Annotated in this window: 18 protein-coding genes; 11 read left to right on the forward strand and 7 right to left on the reverse strand. The window is 60.2% G+C overall.

Annotated elements, in window-relative coordinates; translation table 11 throughout:
* Positions 1 to 55 precede the first annotated feature (55 nt).
* Both LOY28_RS17995 and LOY28_RS18000 read right to left on the reverse strand, forming a co-directional pair.
* On the reverse strand, positions 56 to 1,225 hold the full coding sequence (locus tag LOY28_RS17995; RefSeq protein ID WP_086944878.1) for a Gfo/Idh/MocA family protein: 1,170 nt from the start codon (positions 1,223 to 1,225) through the stop codon (positions 56 to 58).
* 25 nt (positions 1,226 to 1,250) lie between these two features.
* Positions 1,251 to 2,174, reverse strand: a complete 924-nt coding sequence (locus LOY28_RS18000) for a TIM barrel protein (protein ID WP_064618506.1) — start codon at positions 2,172 to 2,174, stop codon at positions 1,251 to 1,253.
* A 153-nt stretch (positions 2,175 to 2,327) separates the two neighbouring features.
* Between LOY28_RS18000 and LOY28_RS18005 the strand changes: the two genes are divergently transcribed.
* The 10 genes from LOY28_RS18005 (at position 2,328) to LOY28_RS18050 (ending at position 13,635) form a co-directional block, all read left to right on the forward strand.
* Positions 2,328 to 3,401: a LacI family DNA-binding transcriptional regulator gene (locus tag LOY28_RS18005; protein ID WP_258614479.1), complete on the forward strand. Its 1,074-nt coding sequence runs from the start codon at positions 2,328 to 2,330 to the stop codon at positions 3,399 to 3,401.
* A gap of 120 nt (positions 3,402 to 3,521) precedes the next feature.
* Positions 3,522 to 3,902 carry a RidA family protein gene (locus LOY28_RS18010; protein ID WP_019580252.1) on the forward strand — a complete coding sequence of 127 codons (381 nt, stop codon included), beginning with the start codon at positions 3,522 to 3,524 and terminating at the stop codon, positions 3,900 to 3,902.
* 228 nt (positions 3,903 to 4,130) lie between these two features.
* Positions 4,131 to 5,807 (forward strand): MFS transporter, encoded by a 1,677-nt coding sequence (locus LOY28_RS18015; protein ID WP_018930086.1) that lies wholly within the window; start codon positions 4,131 to 4,133, stop codon positions 5,805 to 5,807.
* A 454-nt stretch (positions 5,808 to 6,261) separates the two neighbouring features.
* Positions 6,262 to 6,624 carry a DUF6124 family protein gene (locus LOY28_RS18020; RefSeq protein ID WP_018930084.1) on the forward strand — a complete coding sequence of 121 codons (363 nt, stop codon included), beginning with the start codon at positions 6,262 to 6,264 and terminating at the stop codon, positions 6,622 to 6,624.
* A 243-nt stretch (positions 6,625 to 6,867) separates the two neighbouring features.
* The gene (locus tag LOY28_RS18025) at positions 6,868 to 8,241 is read left to right on the forward strand and encodes a glutamine synthetase family protein (protein WP_018930083.1); all 1,374 of its coding nucleotides are present in this window, start codon (positions 6,868 to 6,870) and stop codon (positions 8,239 to 8,241) included.
* A gap of 7 nt (positions 8,242 to 8,248) precedes the next feature.
* Positions 8,249 to 9,640, forward strand: coding sequence for an aldehyde dehydrogenase family protein (locus tag LOY28_RS18030; protein ID WP_258612292.1), 1,392 nt, complete (start codon positions 8,249 to 8,251; stop codon positions 9,638 to 9,640).
* A 3-nt stretch (positions 9,641 to 9,643) separates the two neighbouring features.
* The gene (locus LOY28_RS18035) at positions 9,644 to 10,804 is read left to right on the forward strand and encodes an iron-containing alcohol dehydrogenase (RefSeq protein WP_111455096.1); all 1,161 of its coding nucleotides are present in this window, start codon (positions 9,644 to 9,646) and stop codon (positions 10,802 to 10,804) included.
* Positions 10,805 to 10,962: 158 nt separating this feature from the next.
* Positions 10,963 to 11,178, forward strand: coding sequence for a hypothetical protein (locus LOY28_RS18040; RefSeq protein ID WP_018930080.1), 216 nt, complete (start codon positions 10,963 to 10,965; stop codon positions 11,176 to 11,178).
* A 198-nt stretch (positions 11,179 to 11,376) separates the two neighbouring features.
* Positions 11,377 to 13,092, forward strand: coding sequence for an amidase (locus LOY28_RS18045; RefSeq protein WP_258612293.1), 1,716 nt, complete (start codon positions 11,377 to 11,379; stop codon positions 13,090 to 13,092).
* Between the two features lie 270 nt (positions 13,093 to 13,362).
* The gene (locus tag LOY28_RS18050) at positions 13,363 to 13,635 is read left to right on the forward strand and encodes a DUF2790 domain-containing protein (protein ID WP_258612294.1); all 273 of its coding nucleotides are present in this window, start codon (positions 13,363 to 13,365) and stop codon (positions 13,633 to 13,635) included.
* Between the two features lie 48 nt (positions 13,636 to 13,683).
* Here LOY28_RS18050 and LOY28_RS18055 read toward each other — a convergent pair whose 3' ends face one another.
* The 5 genes from LOY28_RS18055 to LOY28_RS18075 all read right to left on the reverse strand — a co-directional run bounded on the left by LOY28_RS18055 (position 13,684) and on the right by LOY28_RS18075 (position 19,801).
* Positions 13,684 to 14,631, reverse strand: coding sequence for a LysR family transcriptional regulator (locus LOY28_RS18055; RefSeq protein ID WP_258612295.1), 948 nt, complete (start codon positions 14,629 to 14,631; stop codon positions 13,684 to 13,686).
* A 66-nt stretch (positions 14,632 to 14,697) separates the two neighbouring features.
* Positions 14,698 to 15,648, reverse strand: a complete 951-nt coding sequence (locus LOY28_RS18060) for an aldo/keto reductase (RefSeq protein ID WP_138867833.1) — start codon at positions 15,646 to 15,648, stop codon at positions 14,698 to 14,700.
* Positions 15,649 to 15,679: 31 nt separating this feature from the next.
* Positions 15,680 to 17,170, reverse strand: coding sequence for an efflux transporter outer membrane subunit (locus LOY28_RS18065; protein WP_258612296.1), 1,491 nt, complete (start codon positions 17,168 to 17,170; stop codon positions 15,680 to 15,682).
* Positions 17,171 to 17,189: 19 nt separating this feature from the next.
* Entirely contained in the window at positions 17,190 to 18,674 is a 1,485-nt protein-coding gene (locus tag LOY28_RS18070; RefSeq protein ID WP_258612297.1) for a DHA2 family efflux MFS transporter permease subunit, read from the reverse strand.
* The gene (locus LOY28_RS18075) at positions 18,674 to 19,801 is read right to left on the reverse strand and encodes an HlyD family secretion protein (protein WP_018930073.1); all 1,128 of its coding nucleotides are present in this window, start codon (positions 19,799 to 19,801) and stop codon (positions 18,674 to 18,676) included. The genes LOY28_RS18070 and LOY28_RS18075 overlap by 1 nt, the downstream gene beginning before the upstream one ends.
* A 260-nt stretch (positions 19,802 to 20,061) precedes the next feature.
* Here LOY28_RS18075 and LOY28_RS18080 point away from each other — a divergent pair, with 260 nt between their 5' ends.
* The gene (locus LOY28_RS18080; protein ID WP_018930072.1) at positions 20,062 to 20,688 is read left to right on the forward strand and encodes a TetR/AcrR family transcriptional regulator; all 627 of its coding nucleotides are present in this window, start codon (positions 20,062 to 20,064) and stop codon (positions 20,686 to 20,688) included.
* Positions 20,689 to 20,694: the final 6 nt, after the last annotated feature.

Consider the following 20,694-nt stretch of genomic DNA (forward strand, 5'->3'; position numbering starts at 1 on the left):
CAGTCTATCTCACGACTGCTCAGCCGCACGCCGATCCGCCAGGGGCACCCGTTACTCAGTAATCGACCCACACCCCACCCAGGTCCGCAGAATGGACGCAGCGCTCGACCCAGCGCACGCCTTCGACACCGGCATTGATGTCTGGATAACGCAGCGTTGCCAGTTGTTCATGATCACCACGGTTGGCGGCGTCCATGGCCAAGGCGAAACGGTAATAGAGGTTGGCCCAGGCATCGAACAGCCCTTCCGGGTGCCCGGCACCGATCCGGTCATCAAGCAACGCATGGGGATGCAGATAACCCATCCCGCGCTCCAGCACCTGGGCAGGTTTACCCTGGACTTCGAATGACAGCTGGTTCGGCCGCTCATCCCACCATTCAAGGCTGGCCCTGGAGCCGATCACCCGAATTTTCTGGCCATGCATGGATCCGGCGTTCACCGCGCTCGACCACACACTGCCCATGGCCCCGCCTTCGTATTCCATCAGTGTGTAGGCGTTGTCCTCGAGTGGTGCGCGGCTTTTGACAAAGCTCTGGCGTGTGCACAACAGCCGTTTGATCTTGAGCTCGGGCAGCATGACTTCCGACAGGTACAGCGGATGAGTGCCAACGTCTCCCAGCACATAACTGGGGCCAGCGAGGCGCGGATCGACCCGCCATTTGGTCGCCTCGCTCTGCGCCTCGACCGCCTCACAGTGGAAGCCATGGGCAAACTGCATGTGCACCATGCGCACCTCACCCAACTCACCCTGGGCGATCATTTCCCGCGCCTGCTCGATCAACTGGTGCCCGGCATAGCCGTAGGTCACCCCCACCACCCGGTTTCGCGACAACGCGATTTCGCGCAGGGTTTGCGCCTCCTCGAGGGTGAAGCACAGCGGCTTTTCACAGACCACATGCAGCCCCGCTTCCAGAGCGGCCTTGGTGATTTCAAAGTGAGTGCCATTGGGCGTCGCCACGGAAATGGCCTGGATACCATCCGCCCGCCCGGCTTCGCCCTCAATCAGGCTGCGATAGTCGCCGTAGCAACGCTCGGGGTCGACCCCCAGTTGCACACCGAAGTCGCGACCGCGTTGCGGGTCCAGGTCGAAGGCGCCGGCCACCAGTGCAAACGACTGGTCACGCAGGGCCGCCGAACGATGGATGTAGCCGATCTGACTGTCACGCCCGCCGCCCACCATCGCCCAGCGGATTGGTTGAGGAATTCGCTTGCTGCCATTGATCATCGAAAAGTCCTTCGCATGAGAGAAATCAGAAACCCGCCCGGGACAGGTAGTCACGGCTGGCAGCCACGTCGCGCAGACTGCCGTGGGCGTTACGTGGATCACGTTCTTGCTCGACCGTGATGTAACCCTGGTAACCGATCTCGGTGATCAGCTCGCGCAAGGCGCCGTAGTCGATGACACCCTGGCCGATCGGGCACATCACGCCTCTTGCGCACGCGGCGAAGAAGGTGATGTGTTCGCCCAGCACTTGATCGAACACGGCCTGATCGATGTCTTTGAAATGCAGGTAATCCACGCGGTCCGCGTACTGGCGCAGGGTCTGCACCGGGTCCATACCGGCGTAGTACAGATGGCCGGTGTCCAGACACAGGCCAGCCACTTCGTAGGGGATGTCTTCGACCAGTCGGGCCAGCTCATCGGCGAACTCGATGTAGCCCCCGGCGTGCGGATGAATCACCGTACGCACACCGAATTCCGTCCACGCCAACTCGGCGATGGCGCGGATGTGGGCCATCATGCCCCGCCAGGCATCGGGCGCCAGGCGCGGCGCGCGGTCAGAGTGGCCAGCGGCGTAGTCACGCTCCTCATGCCCCCAATCGATGACCACCAGACACGGCATGGCGAAACGTTGCCCCGGCTCCAGGGGAATTGCCGGCAACTGCTTGAGCAATGCGCAGATATTGCGGGTTTGATGCAGCAGGCTGGGCAGGTTGGCGGGATCGACCAGATTGTCGAACACCGTGCCGGCCACCACGTGCAGGCCGTGTTTGACCAGCACCGAGCCCACCGCATCGGCGTCCAGTGGCAGGTAACCGTATGGCCCCAATTCGATGCCGCGATACCCCGCTTGCGCCGCTTCGCCAAGAACCTGTTGCCACGCCGGCAGATGAGGATTGTTGACGTCGTCGACGCCCCAGCAACAAGGCGCGGTGGAGATGTGGAGGGTCATGTCAGGCTCCGATGATTATTGTTATGGGTGGTGATGTTTCGCTGGGAGAAATCCTAAGGTGGGCAGATGCACGGCTGCTATAGTCCCTGAGCGATACCTGTCAAAACCCGTCAAAAGTTTCAGATAGGCTTTCATTTCATGTCAGAACATTCTTTGTCAGAGCATTCTTCGTCAGCAGCCGGCAACCCGCTCGGTCGTCGTGCAACCATGGAAGACGTGGCCTTGGCCGCCGGGGTGAGCCTGTCCACCGTGGACCGGGTGATGAATCTGCGGGCTAACGTACGCGTCGATACCGCGCAACGCATTGCCGAGGCCGCCGCCCGACTGGGCTTCTACGGGCGTAATGTGATCGAACAACGAGTGCTGCAGCAGCGCCCGACCGTGCGCTTGGGGTTTCTGCTGCAAAAGCGTGGAGTGGCGTTTTATCAAGGGCTGGCCAAGGCCTTGGCTGAGGCGGCGACGGCCAGCGTGCGGGCCCAGGTTCGGGTGCTGATCCACTACATCGACGACCTGGCCCCGGCCGCCACCGCAGAACGCATTCTCAAGTTGCAGGGCGAAGTCGATGCCCTGGGCGTGGTGGCCGCCGACCATCCGGCTGTGCGCGAGGCCATGGCGCAATTGCGAGCGGCCGGTATTCCTGTGGTCGCCCTGGTGTCCGAGCTGAGCGCCTCGGCCGGCGCCGGTTATGTCGGCGTCGACAACCGTGCCATGGGCCGCACCGCCGGCTGGTTCATCAAGCACCTGGCAGCGCAACCGGGGCCAGCGGCCGTGATGGTCGGCACCCAGCGCTTTCAGTGCCAGGAACTGTGTGAAATGAGTTTTCGCTCCTTCCTGTCGGAACAACCCCAGGACTGGGAATTGCTGGCTACGCGCCTGACTCTGGAGGACGAGGAATTCGCCTATGCCGGCACGCTCGACCTGCTCACCAGCCAACCCGACCTTGTCGGCCTGTATGTGGCAGGTGGCGGTATCGAGGGGGTCATCAACGCCTTGCGGAAACTGAAAGCCCAGCACATCGCGCTACCCGTCGTGGTGTGCCACGACCTGACCCCCATCACCCGGGCAGCCCTGCGTGACGGCATCGTTCAAGCCGTGTTGTCACACCCTGTCGAGGCGCTGGCGCAAATGGCGGTCAGGGCCATGGTGGATGCCGCGATAGATCCAGCGTCGGACAGCGCAGCGAAGTTCATGCTTTCGTTGCAGATTGATGTGGCTGAAAGTGTTTAGCAGGTGATACACAACAGAACGAACGGCCTGACGATGAGGCTGTAAACTGGCCGCGCAAAAAAAGGCGCTGCATCATTGAATACCCCGGCGCCCCTTCACCCCCACAAACAAGAGATCCCCATGGCAAACCACGACATCACGTTCCTCCCCGATCCCGACGCGGAATCCATCTCCTCCGACGTCGCCGGTTTCGGCGGCCTGCTGGTCTCCACTCAAATTCCTACCCGCGCCGACGGCAGCCTGGAGCTGGGCGACATCACCCTGCAAAGCGAGTGCACTCTGCAGGCGCTCAAGGTAGCGCTGGAGAACGCCGGCAGTTCCATGGACCGGGTGCTGCATCTGACCATCTACCTCACCGACATGGCCGACCGCGCCGCGTTCAACGAGGTCTACCAGCGCTTCTTCGCCAAGCCCTGGCCGGTTCGCGCCGCCGTTGGCGTGGCCGCGTTGGCGGTCGAAGGCATGCGTGTGGAAGTCACTGCGATGGCGGCCAAGGGCTAAATCCGCGAACGTGCCCGGTGGGAGTGGCCATCGCCGGGCACGTTGGCGAGTGGATATCTGCGCGAAGGTGATTATGCTTTAAGAAACCATGCAGCAATGCGAGGCCGTCTGCCTGTTCCTCTGCTTCGCGCAATTGGTAATCCGACGACATCAGCCCTAGGGCCTGGGTGCGGTAATAAAGTTGGTGAGGTACTCCGGCCTTCAACAAGAGCAAGACGGAGAAGACTCATGGCCACGATTGACACTACAGCCACGGGCAGCATGCCCAACCGAGGGATCACCAAGGAGGAACGCAAGGTCATTTTCGCCTCGTCCCTGGGCACGGTTTTCGAGTGGTACGACTTCTATCTTTACGGCTCCCTCGCGGCGATCATCGCCAAGCACTTCTTCGCGGGCGTCAATGAAACAACCTCCTTCATCTTTGCGCTGCTCGCGTTCGCCGCGGGTTTCGCCGTGCGGCCCTTCGGCGCCATCGTGTTCGGCCGACTGGGCGACATGATCGGGCGCAAGCACACATTCCTCATCACCATTGTGATCATGGGTGTCTCCACCGCTGTCGTGGGTTTTCTGCCCGGCTACGAGACCATCGGCGTGGCGGCACCGGTCATCCTGATCAGCCTGCGCCTGATGCAAGGCCTGGCCCTGGGTGGTGAGTATGGTGGCGCGGCGACTTACGTGGCCGAGCATGCGCCCAAAGGCAAGCGCGGCTACTTCACTTCGTGGATCCAGACCACCGCGACCCTCGGCCTGTTTCTGTCGTTGCTGGTGATCCTCGCCTGCCGCACCCTCCTCGGCACCGAAGCCTTCGAGGCCTGGGGCTGGCGGATTCCCTTCCTGGTGTCGATCCTGCTGCTGATCGTCTCGGTCTACATTCGCTTGCAACTCGCCGAGTCGCCGGTGTTCAAGAAGATGAAAGAAGAAGGCAAGTCTTCCAAGGCACCGCTGACCGAATCCTTCGCCCGCTGGGACAACCTCAAGATAGTGATCATGGCCTTGCTCGGCGGCACGGCTGGCCAGGCCGTCGTCTGGTACACCGGGCAGTTCTATGCGCTGTTCTTCCTGCTGCAGACGCTGAAGATTGACCCGCAAACCGCCAACTTTTTGATTGCCGGCTCGCTGCTGATCGGCACGCCGTTCTTCATCCTGTTCGGCAGCCTGTCCGACCGCATCGGCCGCAAGGGCATCATCATGGCCGGGTGCATCCTCGCCGCCGTGACCTACTTCCCGATCTTCCATGCGTTGACCGAGTTCGGTAACCCCGACGTGTTTGCCGCGCAGGCGAAGAATCCGGTCACGGTGGTCGCCGATCCCGGCCAGTGCTCGTTCCAGTTCGACCCGGTGGGCAAGGCCAAATTCACCAGTTCCTGTGACCTCGCCAAGACTGTGCTGGCGAAGAAGGCCATCCCCTACAAAAACGAGAAAGCCGCGCCTGGCGCCGTCGCGCAGGTGCGCATCGGTGACAAGGTCATCCCGAGTTTCGAAGGCACCGGCATGCCGGCCGCTGACTTCAAGACCCACAATGATGCCTTCATCGCCACCCTCGGCACCGCCCTCAAGGACGCCGGCTACCCCGAGAAGGCCGACCCGGCCAAGACCAACTACCCGATGGTGTTGCTGCTCCTGACCATCCTGGTGATCTACGTGACCATGGTCTACGGCCCGATCGCTGCCTGGCTGGTGGAGCTCTTCCCGGCGCGCATCCGCTACACCTCGATGTCGCTGCCCTACCACATCGGCAATGGCTGGTTCGGCGGCTTCCTGCCCACAGTGGCGTTCGCCATGGTCGCGGCCACGGGTGATATCTACTACGGGCTGTGGTACCCGATCGTGATCGCGGTGATGACGGCCATCCTTGGTACTTTCTTCCTGCCGGAAACCAAGGATCGGGAGATTCATCACACGTAAGCGTTCAGGGTTGGGCCGCGATAGATTTGCATCCCACGCAATAAAAACGCCCCGTCAGTCCGTTCCTGACGGGGCGAATCACCACATACACCCACGGTGTTTAAGCTGCGTGTTTAAAGACACCCGGTGTTACTTCATCAAGGCTACAACGCCTTGCGTCGTTGCTTACGCCTGCGCCAGAATCCGCCGGCTTGTGCGCTTCGGGCTCGGGTTTTATCGTTTCCCGGTCACTGAAAAACAGTGATCGGGTTTGGTAGCCCGGTATTTCCAGGCGCATAGCGCCGCCTTTTGCAGAGGTTGTTTTTTCATCTCTGTTTTTATGGTGGCCATGCGTAGGGCTCCTTCGGGCGCGCCGGGTTCCTGGACCGGTCTACCAACCTGTGCATGGCCGCCACCCTTCGTTTGGTAGCAAAGGGTGATGGCTCCTTAAATAGTTATTCCAGGAGTTTCATCCATGTTCAAACCTACGCCCAATCCGCCGATCACAGACCCGACATCCCCCTACGAATCCCTCGATTCAAAAAAACTCCACGAAGCCGCCGAGCGCGCCCTCGACCACTACCTCAACCCCGCCGCCCAAATCATGGCCACGGCCAACGAACCCGAGCCCATGTACTTCGCCAACCCGAAGTACAACACCGAATCCCTGCTGGCCAACGCCAGCGAAACACTCGGCTCCGCCACCCTCATGCTCAACAATTTCGCAGCGTTGCTGGAGACCTCACATCGCAAGACCCTGCTGGGCATTGCGCAAGTGGTCATGCTCGGTGAACTGGCGGTGAACCAGGCACTGGATCACGTGGAACCGAAGGAATAATCGACAGGTTCTTTGGCGAGGCGGTAGCGCCTCGCCACATTCAACACCACCCCCGCCAAGACGTCAGCAACAGACAAACCTCACCAGCCTCCGCTCACCGAAACGTGCGCACAGCAACTGTAGGCTAAGCTTTCAGCAGCTTATTGCTCACGATGCTCGCGTCTGCAGGTTTGGTTTTTTTCTGGAGAGCGTCTGCAACAGCTATTTCAGACAGGTCCAGATCATTCACGCAGGACTGACGCGATGACCGAGCCCCTTCTCAGTTTCGAAGCACTTAAACGCGCCGCTGCCGCCGGCGAGATCGATACCGTGCTGGTGTGCATGGTCGATATGCAGGGGCGACTGGTCGGCAAGCGCTTCCAGGTCGAATTTTTCATCGACAGCGGCCACGAAGAAACCCACTGCTGCAATTACCTGCTGGCCGACGACATCGACATGGAGCCGGTGCCGGGTTACGCCGCTGCCAGTTGGAGCAAAGGCTATGGCGACTTTGTGCTCAAACCCGACATGTCCACGTTACGACGTGTGCCGTGGCTGGAATGCACGGCGCTGGTGCTCTGCGATGTGCTCGATCATCACCATAGAAAAGACCTGCCCCACAGCCCGCGAGCGATCCTGAAAAAACAGGTCGAGCGCCTGCGCGAGCGCGGCTATACCGGCATGTTCGCCTCTGAGCTGGAGTTCTATCTGTTCGATGAGAGCTATGAGGCGATCCACGAGCGCAACTACCACCAGCCGAAGACCGCCGGCCATTACATCGAGGACTACAACATCCTGCAGACCACCCGCGAGGAACCGGTGTTGCGGGCGATTCGCAAGCACCTGCAGGCATCCGGCATTCCCGTGGAAAACTCCAAGGGCGAATGGGGGCCGGGGCAGGAAGAAATCAACATCCGATATGCCGATGCCATGACCATGGCCGACCACCACGTCATCATCAAGCACGCCTGCAAAGAGATCGCGCAACTGCAAGGCAAGGCGATCACCTTCATGGCCAAGTGGCGCTATGACGCCGCCGGTTCCAGCAGCCACATCCATAATTCGTTGTGGGACAAGCATGCGAAAAAGCCGCTGTTCTTCGACCCCAAGGCCGAGTTCGGCATGTCGAAACTGATGCGCTCGTGGGTGGCCGGGCAGCTCAAATACGCTAACGACATCACCTGTTTTCTGGCGCCCTACATCAATTCGTACAAGCGCTTTCAGGCCGGCACCTTCGCGCCAACGCGGGCGGTCTGGAGCAGGGACAATCGCACCGCCGGCTTTCGTTTGTGCGCCGAGGGCAGCAAATCCATCCGAATCGAATGCCGCATCGGCGGTGCCGACCTCAACCCCTATCTGGCCTTCGCCGCGTTGATCGCCGCAGGCCTGGCCGGGATCGACGAGAAGCTCGAACTCGCGGCACCGTTCGAGGGCGATGCCTATGTCGATGAGCATTTGCCTGAAGTGTCGAAAACCCTGCGCGAGGCCTGCGCCGCCCTCAAGGCGTCGAGCATGTTGCGCGAGGCGTTCGGTGATGAAGTGATCGACCACTACGTGCACACCGCCGACTGGGAACAGAAAGAGTACGACCGACGGATAACCGACTGGGAACTGCAGCGCGGCTTCGAGCGCTATTGAGCACGCCATGACTGAGACCGTTCAACTTATCTCCCCGGTCGATGGCCGGGTCTATGCCGAACGCCGCCGTGCCGATGCGGTACAGATCGAGCAAGCCCTGACGGCGGCCGAAACCGCCCAGGCGCAATGGAAACGCCGACCACTGAGCGAACGCGCCGCGTTTTGCAGCGCTGCCGTGGACGCGATGCTGGCGATGAAGGATGAGATCGTGCCGGAACTGGCCTGGCAGATGGGCCGCCCGATACGCTTCGGCGCTGGCGAACTGCGCGGTTTCGAAGAACGTGCCCGGCATATGATCGCCATTGCGCCTGAAGCGTTGGCAGCGATAGAGCCCACGCCTGTCGCGGGTTTTCGGCGCTATATCAAACGCGAGCCGCTGGGTACGGTGCTGGTCGTCGCGCCGTGGAACTATCCGTATCTGACGGCGGTGAATACGATCATCCCGGCGCTGATGGCGGGCAACAGCGTGATCCTCAAACACGCCACGCAAACGCTGCTGGTCGGGGAGCGTTTCGCCGAGGCCTTTCGTCGCGCCCAGCTGCCCGAAGGGCTGTTCCATAATCTGCTGCTCAGTCATGTCTATGCCGCGGCGATCATTACCTCTGGACGGGTGCAGCAGGTGAACTTCACCGGTTCTGTCAGCGGCGGCGAGGCCATGGAACACGCGGCCGTCGGAGGTTTCCTCGGCGTGGGACTGGAGCTTGGCGGCAAAGACCCGGCCTACGTCCGGGCAGACGCCAACCTTGAGCATGCGGTGGAAAACCTGGTGGACGGCAGCTTCTTCAACTCCGGGCAGAGCTGCTGCGCCGTCGAACGTATTTATGTCGATGAAAAAATCTACCCGGCCTTTGTCGAGCGCTTTGCTGCCCTGACCCGCCAATACGTGCTGGGTAACCCGCTGGACGAAGCCACCACCCTCGGGCCAATGGTCACACCGGGCGCCGCTGAGTTCGTTCGCAAGCAGATCGCCGATGCCCAGGCACAAGGGGCCAGGGCGCTGATCGATCCAAAGGACTTCGCTGCCGGCCCGCCGGGCAGCGCCTACCTCGCGCCGCAGGTGTTGGTGGACGTTACCCATCAAATGGCGGTGATGCGCGAGGAAAGCTTCGGCCCGGTGGTGGGCATCATGCCGGTGGCCAGCGACGACGAAGCCATCGCCTTGATGAACGACAGCGAGTTCGGGCTCAGCGCCTCGATCTGGACGCAAGACCTGGCCGCCGCCGAACGCATCGGCAACGAGATTGCCACTGGCACCGTGTTCATGAACCGCTGCGATTACCTGGACCCGGCCCTGGCCTGGACCGGGGTGAAGAACAGCGGGCGCGGCGTAACGCTGTCACGCCTGGGCTATGAGCACCTGACCCGAGCCAAATCCTTCCACTTGCGCCACGAGATCTGAGCCATGAGCCTGACCGCGAACTGGAACTACCCCACGAGCATCCGCTTCGGTGTCGGCCGTATCGCCGAACTGGCGGAAGTCTGCCGCAGCCAAGGTATCCAGCGACCGTTGCTGGTCACCGACAGCGGCCTGGCACGTGCCCCGATCACCACGGCGGCGCTGGAATCCTTGCGCGCCGCCGGCCTCGGTGTCGCGTTGTTCTGCGACCTCAAGCCCAACCCCGTTGAAGCCAACCTGGCCGGTGGGCTCGACGCCTGGCGTGCCGGCAACCATGACGGCGTGGTGGCGTTCGGCGGTGGCAGCGGCCTGGACATGGGCAAGCTCATCGCGTTCATGAGCGGCCAGACCCGACCGGTGTGGGATTTCGAAGACATCGGCGACTACTGGACACGCGCCGACGAAAGCCGCATCGCCCCGATCATCGCGGTGCCGACCACGGCGGGCACCGGTTCCGAGGTCGGCCGTGCGGCGGTGATCATCGACGAGCGCACGCACACCAAACGCATCATTTTCCACCCGAAGATGATGCCGCGGGTGGTCATCAGCGACCCCGCCCTTACCGTCGGCATGCCCGCCAAGGTCACCGCCGGCACCGGCATGGACGCGTTTTCCCATTGCCTGGAATCGTACTGCGCTCCCGGCTTTCATCCCATGGCCGAAGGCATTGCGGTGGAAGGCATGCGCCTGGTGGCCAATGCCCTGGTGCGGGCGGTGCACACCCCTTCCGACCTCGACGCGCGCGCACAAATGCTGGCGGCGGCGGCGATGGGCGCCACTGCGTTCCAGAAAGGCCTGGGGGGAATGCACGCCCTCTCGCATCCGGTGGGCGCCCTGTATGACACCCACCACGGCATGACCAATGCCACGTTCATGCCCTATGTGCTGAAGTTCAATCGCCCGGCCATCGAGGAACGCATCACCCGTCTGGCGGCGTATCTGCGCCTGCCCTCCCCGGGCTTCGACAGTTTTATGGCCTTCGTCCTCAAACTGCGCAAGGACATCGGCGTGCCGCATACGCTGGTGGAGCTGGGGGTGGATGATCAGCAGGCCGACCTGATCGCGGATATGGCGATTGTCGACCCCTGCGCTGGCGGTAATCCGCTGCCATTGACACGAAATGGCGCGGCAGAAATTTTCGAAGCGGCTTATCACGGCCGTCTTTAGAGCTCAGCAATCTGCCTTTTTGGGTACACATCACACTTATGTGATTTTGATATCAGCGCCATCAAGCTTCTGGTATCCATTGGGCTGGCATACCGGAAAAATCTCGAACTCAGACCGAATCGCTGAATCCAATGTGTAGGCCAACGGAGGTAAGCGAAATGAACAATGATGACCGTGTCAACGACGTCGAATCAGAAACAACCTCGAACACCCCACCCACCGATCCGTCTGATGAACCCATCGATGTGGTCGACACAGAGCTTGAGGACAGCAACGTTGAAGATGCCACTGCGACTCGAACCCAGAAGCAGGAAGCTGAAGAGCGCAGCCGAAAAATAGCCGAGATCGAACGCAAGGTGGCGGATGGCAATTAGAAAAAAACACGCGCCTCATCAGGTTCAGGGCACAGGCGAATGACAGAGGGCAATGAGTTCTCCGATACTGTCGCGCAAATGCAGTGCAATGAGAACCGAAATGAAAACCCATTGTGAAATAAGTGATGTCCCTGAGCCGAAAACCCGGCGTAACAGCAACCTTCACCACGCTACCCGTCTGCAGCAGGCGGTAACAGCATGATCGAGGTCACCGAGGTTTCCATTGCCGAGCTGCGTGCCGCGCTCGAATCCGGCCGGACCACGGCGGTTGAGCTTGTGCAGGCCTATCTCGCCCGGATCGACGCCTACGATGGCGCTGACACGCCCACCGCCCTCAACGCGGTGGTGGTGCGCAACCCCGATGCGCTCAAAGACGCGCAGGCGTCCGATGCCCGTCGGGCCAAGGGCGAAACGCTAGGCCCGCTCGACGGTATCCCCTACACGGCCAAGGACAGTTATCTGGTGAAGGGGCTGACCGCCGCCTCTGGAAGTCCCGCCTTCGCCAACCTGATCGCTTATCGCGATGCGTTCACCATCGAACGGCTTCGCGCCGCCGGGGCGATCTGCCTGGGCAAGACCAATATGCCGCCAATGGCCAACGGCGGGATGCAGCGCGGGGTGTATGGCCGTGCCGAGAGTCCGTACAACGCCGACTACCTCACCGCCCCTTTCGCTTCGGGCTCTTCGAACGGCGCCGGTACCGCAACCGCCGCCAGTTTCTCGGCATTTGGCTTGGCGGAAGAAACCTGGTCGAGCGGACGTGGCCCTGCCTCGAACAATGGCCTGTGCGCCTATACGCCTTCGCGTGGGGTGATCTCGGTGCGCGGCAACTGGCCGTTGACGCCGACGATGGACGTGGTCGTGCCGTTCGCCCGGACGATGGCGGACCTGCTCGAGGTGCTCGATGTGGTGGTGGCCGATGATCCCGACACACGCGGTGATCTATGGCGGATGCAACCTTGGGTGCCAATTCCGAGTGTCGCTTCGGTGCGCCCCGCTTCCTACGGATCGCTGGCCGCGAAAAGCGATGCGCTGAAAGGAAAGCGCTTCGGCGTGCCTCGTATGTACATCAACGCCGATCCCGACGCGGGCACCAGCGATGCGCCTGGCATCGGTGGGCCGACGGGCCAGCGCATCAACACCCGCCCTTCCGTGATCGGGCTCTGGGAGCAGGCGCGCAAGGCACTCGAAGCGGCCGGTGCTGAAGTGCTCGAGGTCGATTTCCCGCTGGTTTCCAATTGCGAGGGCGATCGTCCTGGCGCACCGACGGTGTTTAACCGGGGCCTGGTGTCCAAAGAGTTCCTGCACCATGAGTTGTGGGATCTGACGGCTTGGGCGTTCGATGATTTTCTGCGAGCCAACGGCGATCCAAAACTCAATCGCCTGGTCGACGTGAATGGGCCGCTGATTTTCCCCCACGACCCGGGGACGCTGCCCAACCGCGAGGGCGATCTTGCCGCGGGCATGGACGAGTATGTACGGATGGCCGAACGCGGTATTACGCCGTGGGATCAGATCGACACGCTGCCTGATGGATTGCGCGGGCTGGAACAGACCCGTCGAATCGATCTGGAGGAATGGATGGATCGGCTGGGGCTCGACGCGGTGATTTTCCCGACGGTAGCCGACGTTGGGCCGGCGAATGCCGATGTCGATCCGAAGTCTGCGGACATCGCGTGGAGTAACGGGGTATGGGTTGCCAACGGCAATCTCGCCATCCGCCACCTGGGCGTTCCCACGGTCACGGTGCCGATGGGCGTCATGCCGGACATCGGCATGCCCGTCGGGCTGACATTTGCCGGTCGCGCCTATGACGACTCGACGCTGCTTCGCCTGGCTTCGGCGTTCGAGTCGACGGGGACGAAACGCTTGATCCCACCGCGCACCCCGCCCTTGTCGGGTAGCCAAAAATAGAAAGATCGCAGGTTCCTGCAGAGGTTGAGTACACCCGTACCCATGCCCTGTAGGAGCCTGCGATCTTTGGGCCATTCATGCGAAAACCGGCAACAGTGTTTGTCCAGTCGGCCGCTATTTGAAAGAAGTTCAAACACCTAACATCGTCTCTACCCAGTGAGCCAATAGCGTCAGTATCCATTAGCTCACGAGGTAGCCACTCGAAAAACCGAGATGAGTTTTACGATCATCTCGGCCCCAGAGTAAACCTTGGACGATACGGTGAAGATAATGAAAACTTTAAAAATTGCGGTTCTTCTGGCACTTGCCGGTATAGGCGCACACGCCTTTGCAGACGATGGCCATTCAACTAACGCGACCAGTAAAACACCTGTTGAAATCTACACGTACGAAACGAAGCTCGACATTAAGAAAGTCATTTACCTCTCAGAGATTCCGGACGAGTGCAAACCGGTTCCGGTGCAAATGACCTATGAAGACTCTCACAATCAACGGCATATCATGCAATATCAAGTGATGGGCACTGGATGTTCAAACGGTTGAGTACCGTGCGGACGATGGAGGGTCGACACTCCTTGCCTGCGGTGCAACTCACTCAAAAACTGATGTTTTGCCTGAGCCTACGATTTTTTCATCGGATGCCAACATGCCCGGGATGTGATGTTTAAGAAACTCCACCCAAGTCTTTGTCTTCGCATCCACGAATTTTCGTGATGGGTATATTGCAAATAGATTCAACTCTTCAAGCCGATACTCCGGCAACACGCGCACTAACGTGCCGGCCCTGAGGCCATTGACCGCAGAAGCAATCGGCTGAATACCGATGCCCATCCCGTTTGTTATCGCAACGGTCATTCCATCAGCCGTATTGATGTGAAAGGGAGACAATGGGACGTTGATTGACTCCGCACCTTCAGGCCCCTCAAATGCCCAGTGTTCAACCGGCATTACCGTATTAACAATCCTCAAGCAATCATGTGCACCAAGAGAACCCGGAGAGTCCGGGATTCCGCGTTTCTTCAGATAAGCAGGCGAAGCGCAGAGGATGCTGTAAGTGATGCCAAGCCGCTGAGCGACAAACCCCGAATCGGGCAGATCCCGCGCTAAAACAATCGACATGTCATACCCTTCCTCGAGCAAGTCAGGTAGCCGATTGGTCAGCGTCAAATCAAACATGACCGAGGGATGAGTCTCTCTGTATTTGGCAATGGCATCGATCACGTAATGATTACCGATGGCTGACATGGCGTGAATTTTCAGCCTGCCCACGGGCCGGGTGTGAGCGCTCCCGGCTTCCTCATCGGCTTCACGTACCTCGTCAAGAATCCTCTCGCATCGTTGCAAATAGCGCGCACCGGCTTCGGTCAGCGCCAGGCGTCGGGTGGTGCGGTTAATCAGACGGGTTTGAAGCCTGGTCTCGAGGCTGGAAACGGCTTTGGAGACGTTGGTTGTCGTGGTGTCCAATAGCTCGGCTGCCGCGGTAAAACTGCCGCTCTGGGCAACAGCCATGAAAAACCGCATGGTTTGGAAAACGTCCATCGTTTTCACCTCAAGGCCGTGGATAACAGGAGCGGCCTTACAGCAGGCCGCCCTCCTCGTCACGTGTCACTTTTTCCGTGGAATAAATCCAGGCACACCGGTTTCCACGACCGAGTTGAATCGTACCCTGGTCGTAATATCTTCCTTGATCTCAAGCATCGCCCTATGCGGCAGGGTGGAAATATCCAGGTTTTCCTTGATATGACTTGGTGTAGCGGACGTGGTCAAAAAAGCAACGCCCCGTTGTACAGACCAGGCCAATGCCACTTGAGCCGGAGTCTTCTGCAAGCGCTTGGCGATCCCTGTAATCACCGAATCTTCCAACACTTTCGGCTCCATGCCATGGCCCAGTGGCGCGAACGCCAGGAGGACGATTCCATGCTGTTTGCAGAACTCAAGAAGTTCCCATTCCGGCAGATAAGGGTGGGACTCGACCTGCACCACGGCAGGTTTGATCCGGGCCACTGCCACAATCTCTTTTAACGCTTCCAACGTGATATCAGACAAGCCGATGGACTTGCAGCGGCCTTCATCCACCAGGCGTTCGAGTGCTCTCCAGGTCTCGATCAGTGTCACGCCGGAGTCGTAGATGACGCGACCCTGTTCGTCTCTCGGGTCCTGATTCTCACCGGGTTGAAAGGCAAACGGCGTATGGATCAGGTAGCAGTCGATAGAGTCCACTTGGAGGCGGCGGCAACTGGCCTCGAAGGCAGGTTTGACGCGTTCGGGACGATGGTTGGTGTTCCACAGTTTAGTGGTAATGAACACGTCCTCCCGGCGGATCTTGCCCGCCTCCAGCATCTCTTTTATCGCAGCGCCGACACTCTCCTCATTGCGATAGCGCTCTGCACAATCGAAATGGCGAAAGCCCGCTTCCAAGGCGTCCTTGACCGCTTGTGTGGTGACGCTGAGATCACTGAACAGCGTGCCAAACCCAACGGCCGGCATTTCACCTGAGCCGTGGTTCAGCGCAAACCGGGTATCGCGAAGTGCATCGTGAAAAGCTTCGTAAGACATCTCTTGACTCCAATGTTCGGGGCCGTAGCCGTTATTGATACGAAGGGTTATGTGCTTCGCGACTGGCAATCCGTTGCTCAAACGCGCCGACGGAATTACCGCCGAGGGCTACATACAGTTGCACCGTGTCGAGATACTGCGCGGTCTTCACCCGAATTTGCCCCAGCAACGCTTGCTCATAGGCACGTTCCGCTTCCAGTACCTGGAGAATGCTGTTCTCGCCTTGCGCATAGGCTTGCTGGTTCAACCGAAAACTGGTTTCTGCAGCGCGTAACGCGTCTTCCTGCGCCAGGTTTTGCTCGCTGTCATGGTTGATCGCCTGCAACGAGTCCGCGACCTGACCGAACGACTGAATGACCGTCTGCTGATAACCGGCGAGCGTCGCCTTGTAACCGTCGACGGCAGCCTGACGTTCAGCCTTGAGCGTTCCGCCGTCAAAGATCGGCCCCGCCAACCCTGCAGCCAAACCCCAGAGCGCGGCACCGCCATTGCCGGAAGCGGCCTGTACCAGCGAGGCGGACAGCGTTACATGGGGATAGAGGTTCGCGGTCGCGACACCGACTGCCGCGCTGGCCATGTGCAGCTCGGCCTCAGCTTGCAGTACGTCCGGTCGGCCGTGGGCCATTTCCGAAGGCACACTCACCGGCACGTTGGCCGGCAATACGAACTCGGCAAAATCGAAGTCCGGCGCGATCCAGTCGCCAGGGCCTTTGCCGGTGAGAATCGACAGCGCATGGCGCGCGGCATCACGCTGCTGGGCGAGGGGCGGCAACAGTGTGCGGTCCTGAGCCAGCCGGGTCTCGGCCAGCGAAACATCGATCTGCGTGGTGACGCCGCTGGCATGTGCCCTGCGCACCAGATCGAGGTTCTTGGCGTCATTGGCAAGCAGCTTTTCGACGGCTGCCATCTGCGCATTGGCAGACGCCACCAACAATGCCTGGCTGGCGACATTCCCCGTCAGGGTCAGGTACGCCGCTTCGTATCGATGCTTCTGAAGATCGGCAAACGCTTGCTGCTGCTCGACCCGCCGCTTGTTACCGCCGAACGCATCAAGGTCGAAACCGACCCGCGGCCCAATCGCGTAGAAATTGGAGATCGAAGGCTCTTTCGCGTTGTGTACCCGCTGACGACCCGCCTGGGCGCCAAAGTCGACCTGCGGATAAAGCGCACCCTCCGCCGCCGCGACGGACGACGCCGCTTGCCGGATCGTTGCATCCGCCGCCACGAGCTCAAGATTGCCCTCGATGGCGCGACGCACAACCTGGTCGAGCTTCTGCGAATGGAAGGCCGTCCACCAGTCACCGCTGACCTTTTGGCCGAGGTTGATGTGTTGCCCGCCAGGCCGGTTGCCGCCCTGGCCGAGACGCTGCTCGGCCTGTCGGTCGTAGTGCTGCGACAGGCTCGGCGGCTGCATTTGATAGTCGGGGCCGACGGTGCAGGCCGTCAGGAACGCAAGAACCGACACCGCACCGAACGTGGTTTTTAACGTCTGTCTGTTGATGAAGCGTGCATTGGATTTCATTGGGCAAACTCCACGAAAACTAGTTGGTCGGAACGGGCTTGCGAAGAAAGACAACCAGTGGACTGACCACCAGCATCGCCACCATCAACAGCTTGAATTGGTCGACCACCGCGATAAAAGCCGCCTGGCCGGTGATCATTTCATTGAGCCCCGCCAGTGCTTGCAGGGACATCGGCGCGGCATGCGCAGCGGTGCGATAAGGCGTCAGATGGCTGACCAGTGCCAGGTGCATCGCTTGCGTATTGTTGAAGAAGAAAATCTGCACGATCGCAACGCCGAGGGTGCTCCCGTAAACACGCGACAGATTGAAAAAACCAGTGCCTTCCGGGCGTAACTTGGGATCGAGCGTGCTGAACGCGATCTTGGTGAGCGACGGCATCAAGATGCCGATGCCAATCCCCTGGATTGCCCCGGCGATCGCCACCGGTGACCAGTCCATCAAAGGCGAATAACCGAGCATCAGCCAGTTGGCGTAAATCACCACGGCCACGCCAATCGCCACGAACCACCGACGGTCGAAACGCTCGGGAACACGACCCATCAGCAGGAACGCCCCTACCAGCCCCACACCGCGCGGTATCGTCAGCGAACCTGTCGTATCAGGCGGATAGCCGAGGATCTCGTCCAGCATCGGCGACGTCAGTGCCATGGTCGACAACAGCACGAAACCCACGGCGAAAAAGATAATCGTCGACAGTACGAAGTTGCGGTCCTTGAACAGACGCTTGTTGAGGAAATGCACCTTCTTGCTCAACAGATGCACGGCGAACAGGTACAGCCCCAACGCGCAGCCCACCGCTTCCAGCCAGATTTCGGTCGAGGCAAACCAGTCCAGGCGTTCGCCGCGGTCGAGCAACATTTGCAGGCTGATCAACGCCAGCGTGAAGCTGCCGAAGCCGAAGAAATCGAACGACGGACGTTGCTCGGCCTTCTTCTCGGCAAGCAAAAGCGCCATCACCAGGAAGATGAATGCCGACAACGGAAGGCTGATGTAGAAGATCGGCCGCCAGCCGAAATGCTCGCTGACCCAACCACCGATGCTCGGGCCGCTGACGATTCCGAAGAGCACGATTGCCGTCCATGTCGCGCCAAATTTCGCACGCTTCTCCAGTGGCAACGTCTCCATTGAAATCGCCATCGACAGCGGCGCCAGCACGCCACTCGCCAGGCCCTGGATAATCCGCGCACCGACGAACTCCAGCGGAGTCGTCGCAACCGTGGCGAGCAGCAAGCCAAGAACGAAGAAGGCCAGCGCGGCCTGATAAACCCGCTTCAGGCCATAACGCCCGGCCAGCCACTGCGCAACCGGCATGGTGATGGCGCTCGCCGCGAGGTATGAGGTGAATACCCAGCCTGCCTGGTCGTCAGTCATCGACAGACTGCCTTGGATAAACCTGAGTACCGCATTCGGCAACGGCAGGTTCGCCGACTGCATATAGGTCGCGAGCAGCGCGGCGAACCTCAATGTTCCCGCACCTTGAGGCCCGATAGAATTGGCGTTCATCAGAAGTTACCTGCGGTTAACAGCGCCTTGAGCGGATGCCACCATGGCGTGTGATACCCGGTATCGACCTTGACTGTGGCGCTGGTGCCCGAAAAAAGCGGAAACGCAGGGTCGGCCTCGTCGAGTTCAAGGCGCACCGGTACCCGCTGGACAACCTTGACCCAGTTGCCGGTGGCATTTTCAGGCGGCAGCAAGGCGAAGTCCGATCCGGCACCGGGGCTCATGCTGGTCACGTGGGCTTTGAAAACGTGATCGGGATAGGTATCGATGCTGATGGTTGCTTCCTGGCCTGGACGCATGTGGGTCACCTGCGTCTCGCGGAAGTTGGCCTCGACCCAAATCTGCCGATCGGACAGCAGCGCAAAGGCCGGCGCACCGTTGCTGACGTAGTTGCCAACCTGCAGATCGTCGACCTTGGCCACGATGCCATCGTCCGGCGCATATACCGTCGTGTACGAGAGGTAGAGTTGCGCCTCGTCCAGCTGCGCCCTCGCTTCACGAACCGTCGGGTGGTTATCGGCTTCGATGTCTGGATTACCGTTCAACGCGACAACCGTGCTGGCGATCTGTTGTTCGATTGACGCGATGCGTTGCCGGGCAACTTTAAGGTCGGTGTCGGCGCGCTCGTAAATCGCCCGCGAGACGAACTCGGTAGCGACCAGCGCTTTCTTGCGGGCAAACTCGCGCTGATCGAAATCGGCCGACTCTTTGGCCGATTGCAGTTCAGCCTGCTGCTGGCGGTAACCGGCCTTGAGCCCATCGATGCGCAGCCGCGCCACGCTCAGCTGTGCTTGCGCACGGTCAACCGCGATCTGGAACGGTTTCGGGTCGATCCGAAACAGCATCTGGCCTTTGTGAACCGGTTGGTTGTCCTCGACGGCGATTTCGACGACTTGTCCGGAAATACGCGCGTTGATCGACGCCTTCGCCACTCGAGCGTAGGCGTTATCGGTCGAAATGAACGCCTCGCCTGCTTGATAGCGGGCATAGCCCAGCGCTGCGAAGAGCACCGGCAAACCGACAATCAACAAGGGCCGAAATTTCTGCTTGAACGGTTTTTTGATGGGCGCGTCAGGCCTTGCGTGCTCGAAGGTCTGCGTAGCCGGGATGTCGAACTGTTTAGTCATGATCGAATACACCTTTAACCGGGAAATCGGGCCAGCACCTGCGAGAATCGCCTGCGGCCCTGATGGCAAAAATTGCTGTGAGAAAGCAAACCCGTGCACGGTCAGGGAGGATCGCTCCACCGCACCGGTTTCGTCGCCGCAACACCCAGTTCGAGCTCAGCTACAACAAACCTGACGTTCAGGAACTTCTGGTTCCTTAATTTTGTGCGATGGTGTAAGAATATAGAGCAGTCCATCCCCACACAAGGATTTTGTACAACATGGCACAAAAAAAGATTACAGAGGGCAAAGGCCGAGGCCGCCCCCGCGCATATGACCCGCAGACAGCGCTGCAACAGGCACTTGGGGTTTTCTGGAGCACTGGATATTCCGGCGCTTCCCTGGACAGCATCGCCACCGCCGCCGGCATGAATCGCCCAAGCCTCTATGCGGCATTCGGTGACAAGCACGCGCTCTACATCAAGGCGCTTGAGCAGTATTGGGAGTCTGCCTCCGCTGCCATGCAGGAGGCGCTTATGGACAAAGACCTGACTTTGGAGCAGGCGCTAATGGGCTTCTATGAGGGACAGTTGTCGATCTACTTCTCGGGCGAGGGGCAACCGCGTGGCTGCTTTGCGATCGGCACGGCGACGACCGAAGCCGTCGAGGATTCTGCAATTCGAGAGGTTCTTGCGGACCGGCTCAGCCGGCTCGATGCCGATCTCGAAACGCGTCTGCGCGCGGCAGTCAGCGCCGGTGAGTTGAAAGACGATGTCGACCCAGCCGCCCTCGCCGTACTCGCCTCATCCCTGTTGCATAGCATTTCGATACGGGCGCGAGCGGGCAAATCCCGCGCGGAATTGACGGAGCTTGCCCGCAATGCGGTCAACGTGATTTGCGGTGTGTGAGGTGTA

Origin of the sequence: Pseudomonas sp. B21-017 (assembly GCF_024749245.1) — a bacterium.
Taxonomy (GTDB): Bacteria; Pseudomonadota; Gammaproteobacteria; order Pseudomonadales; family Pseudomonadaceae; genus Aquipseudomonas.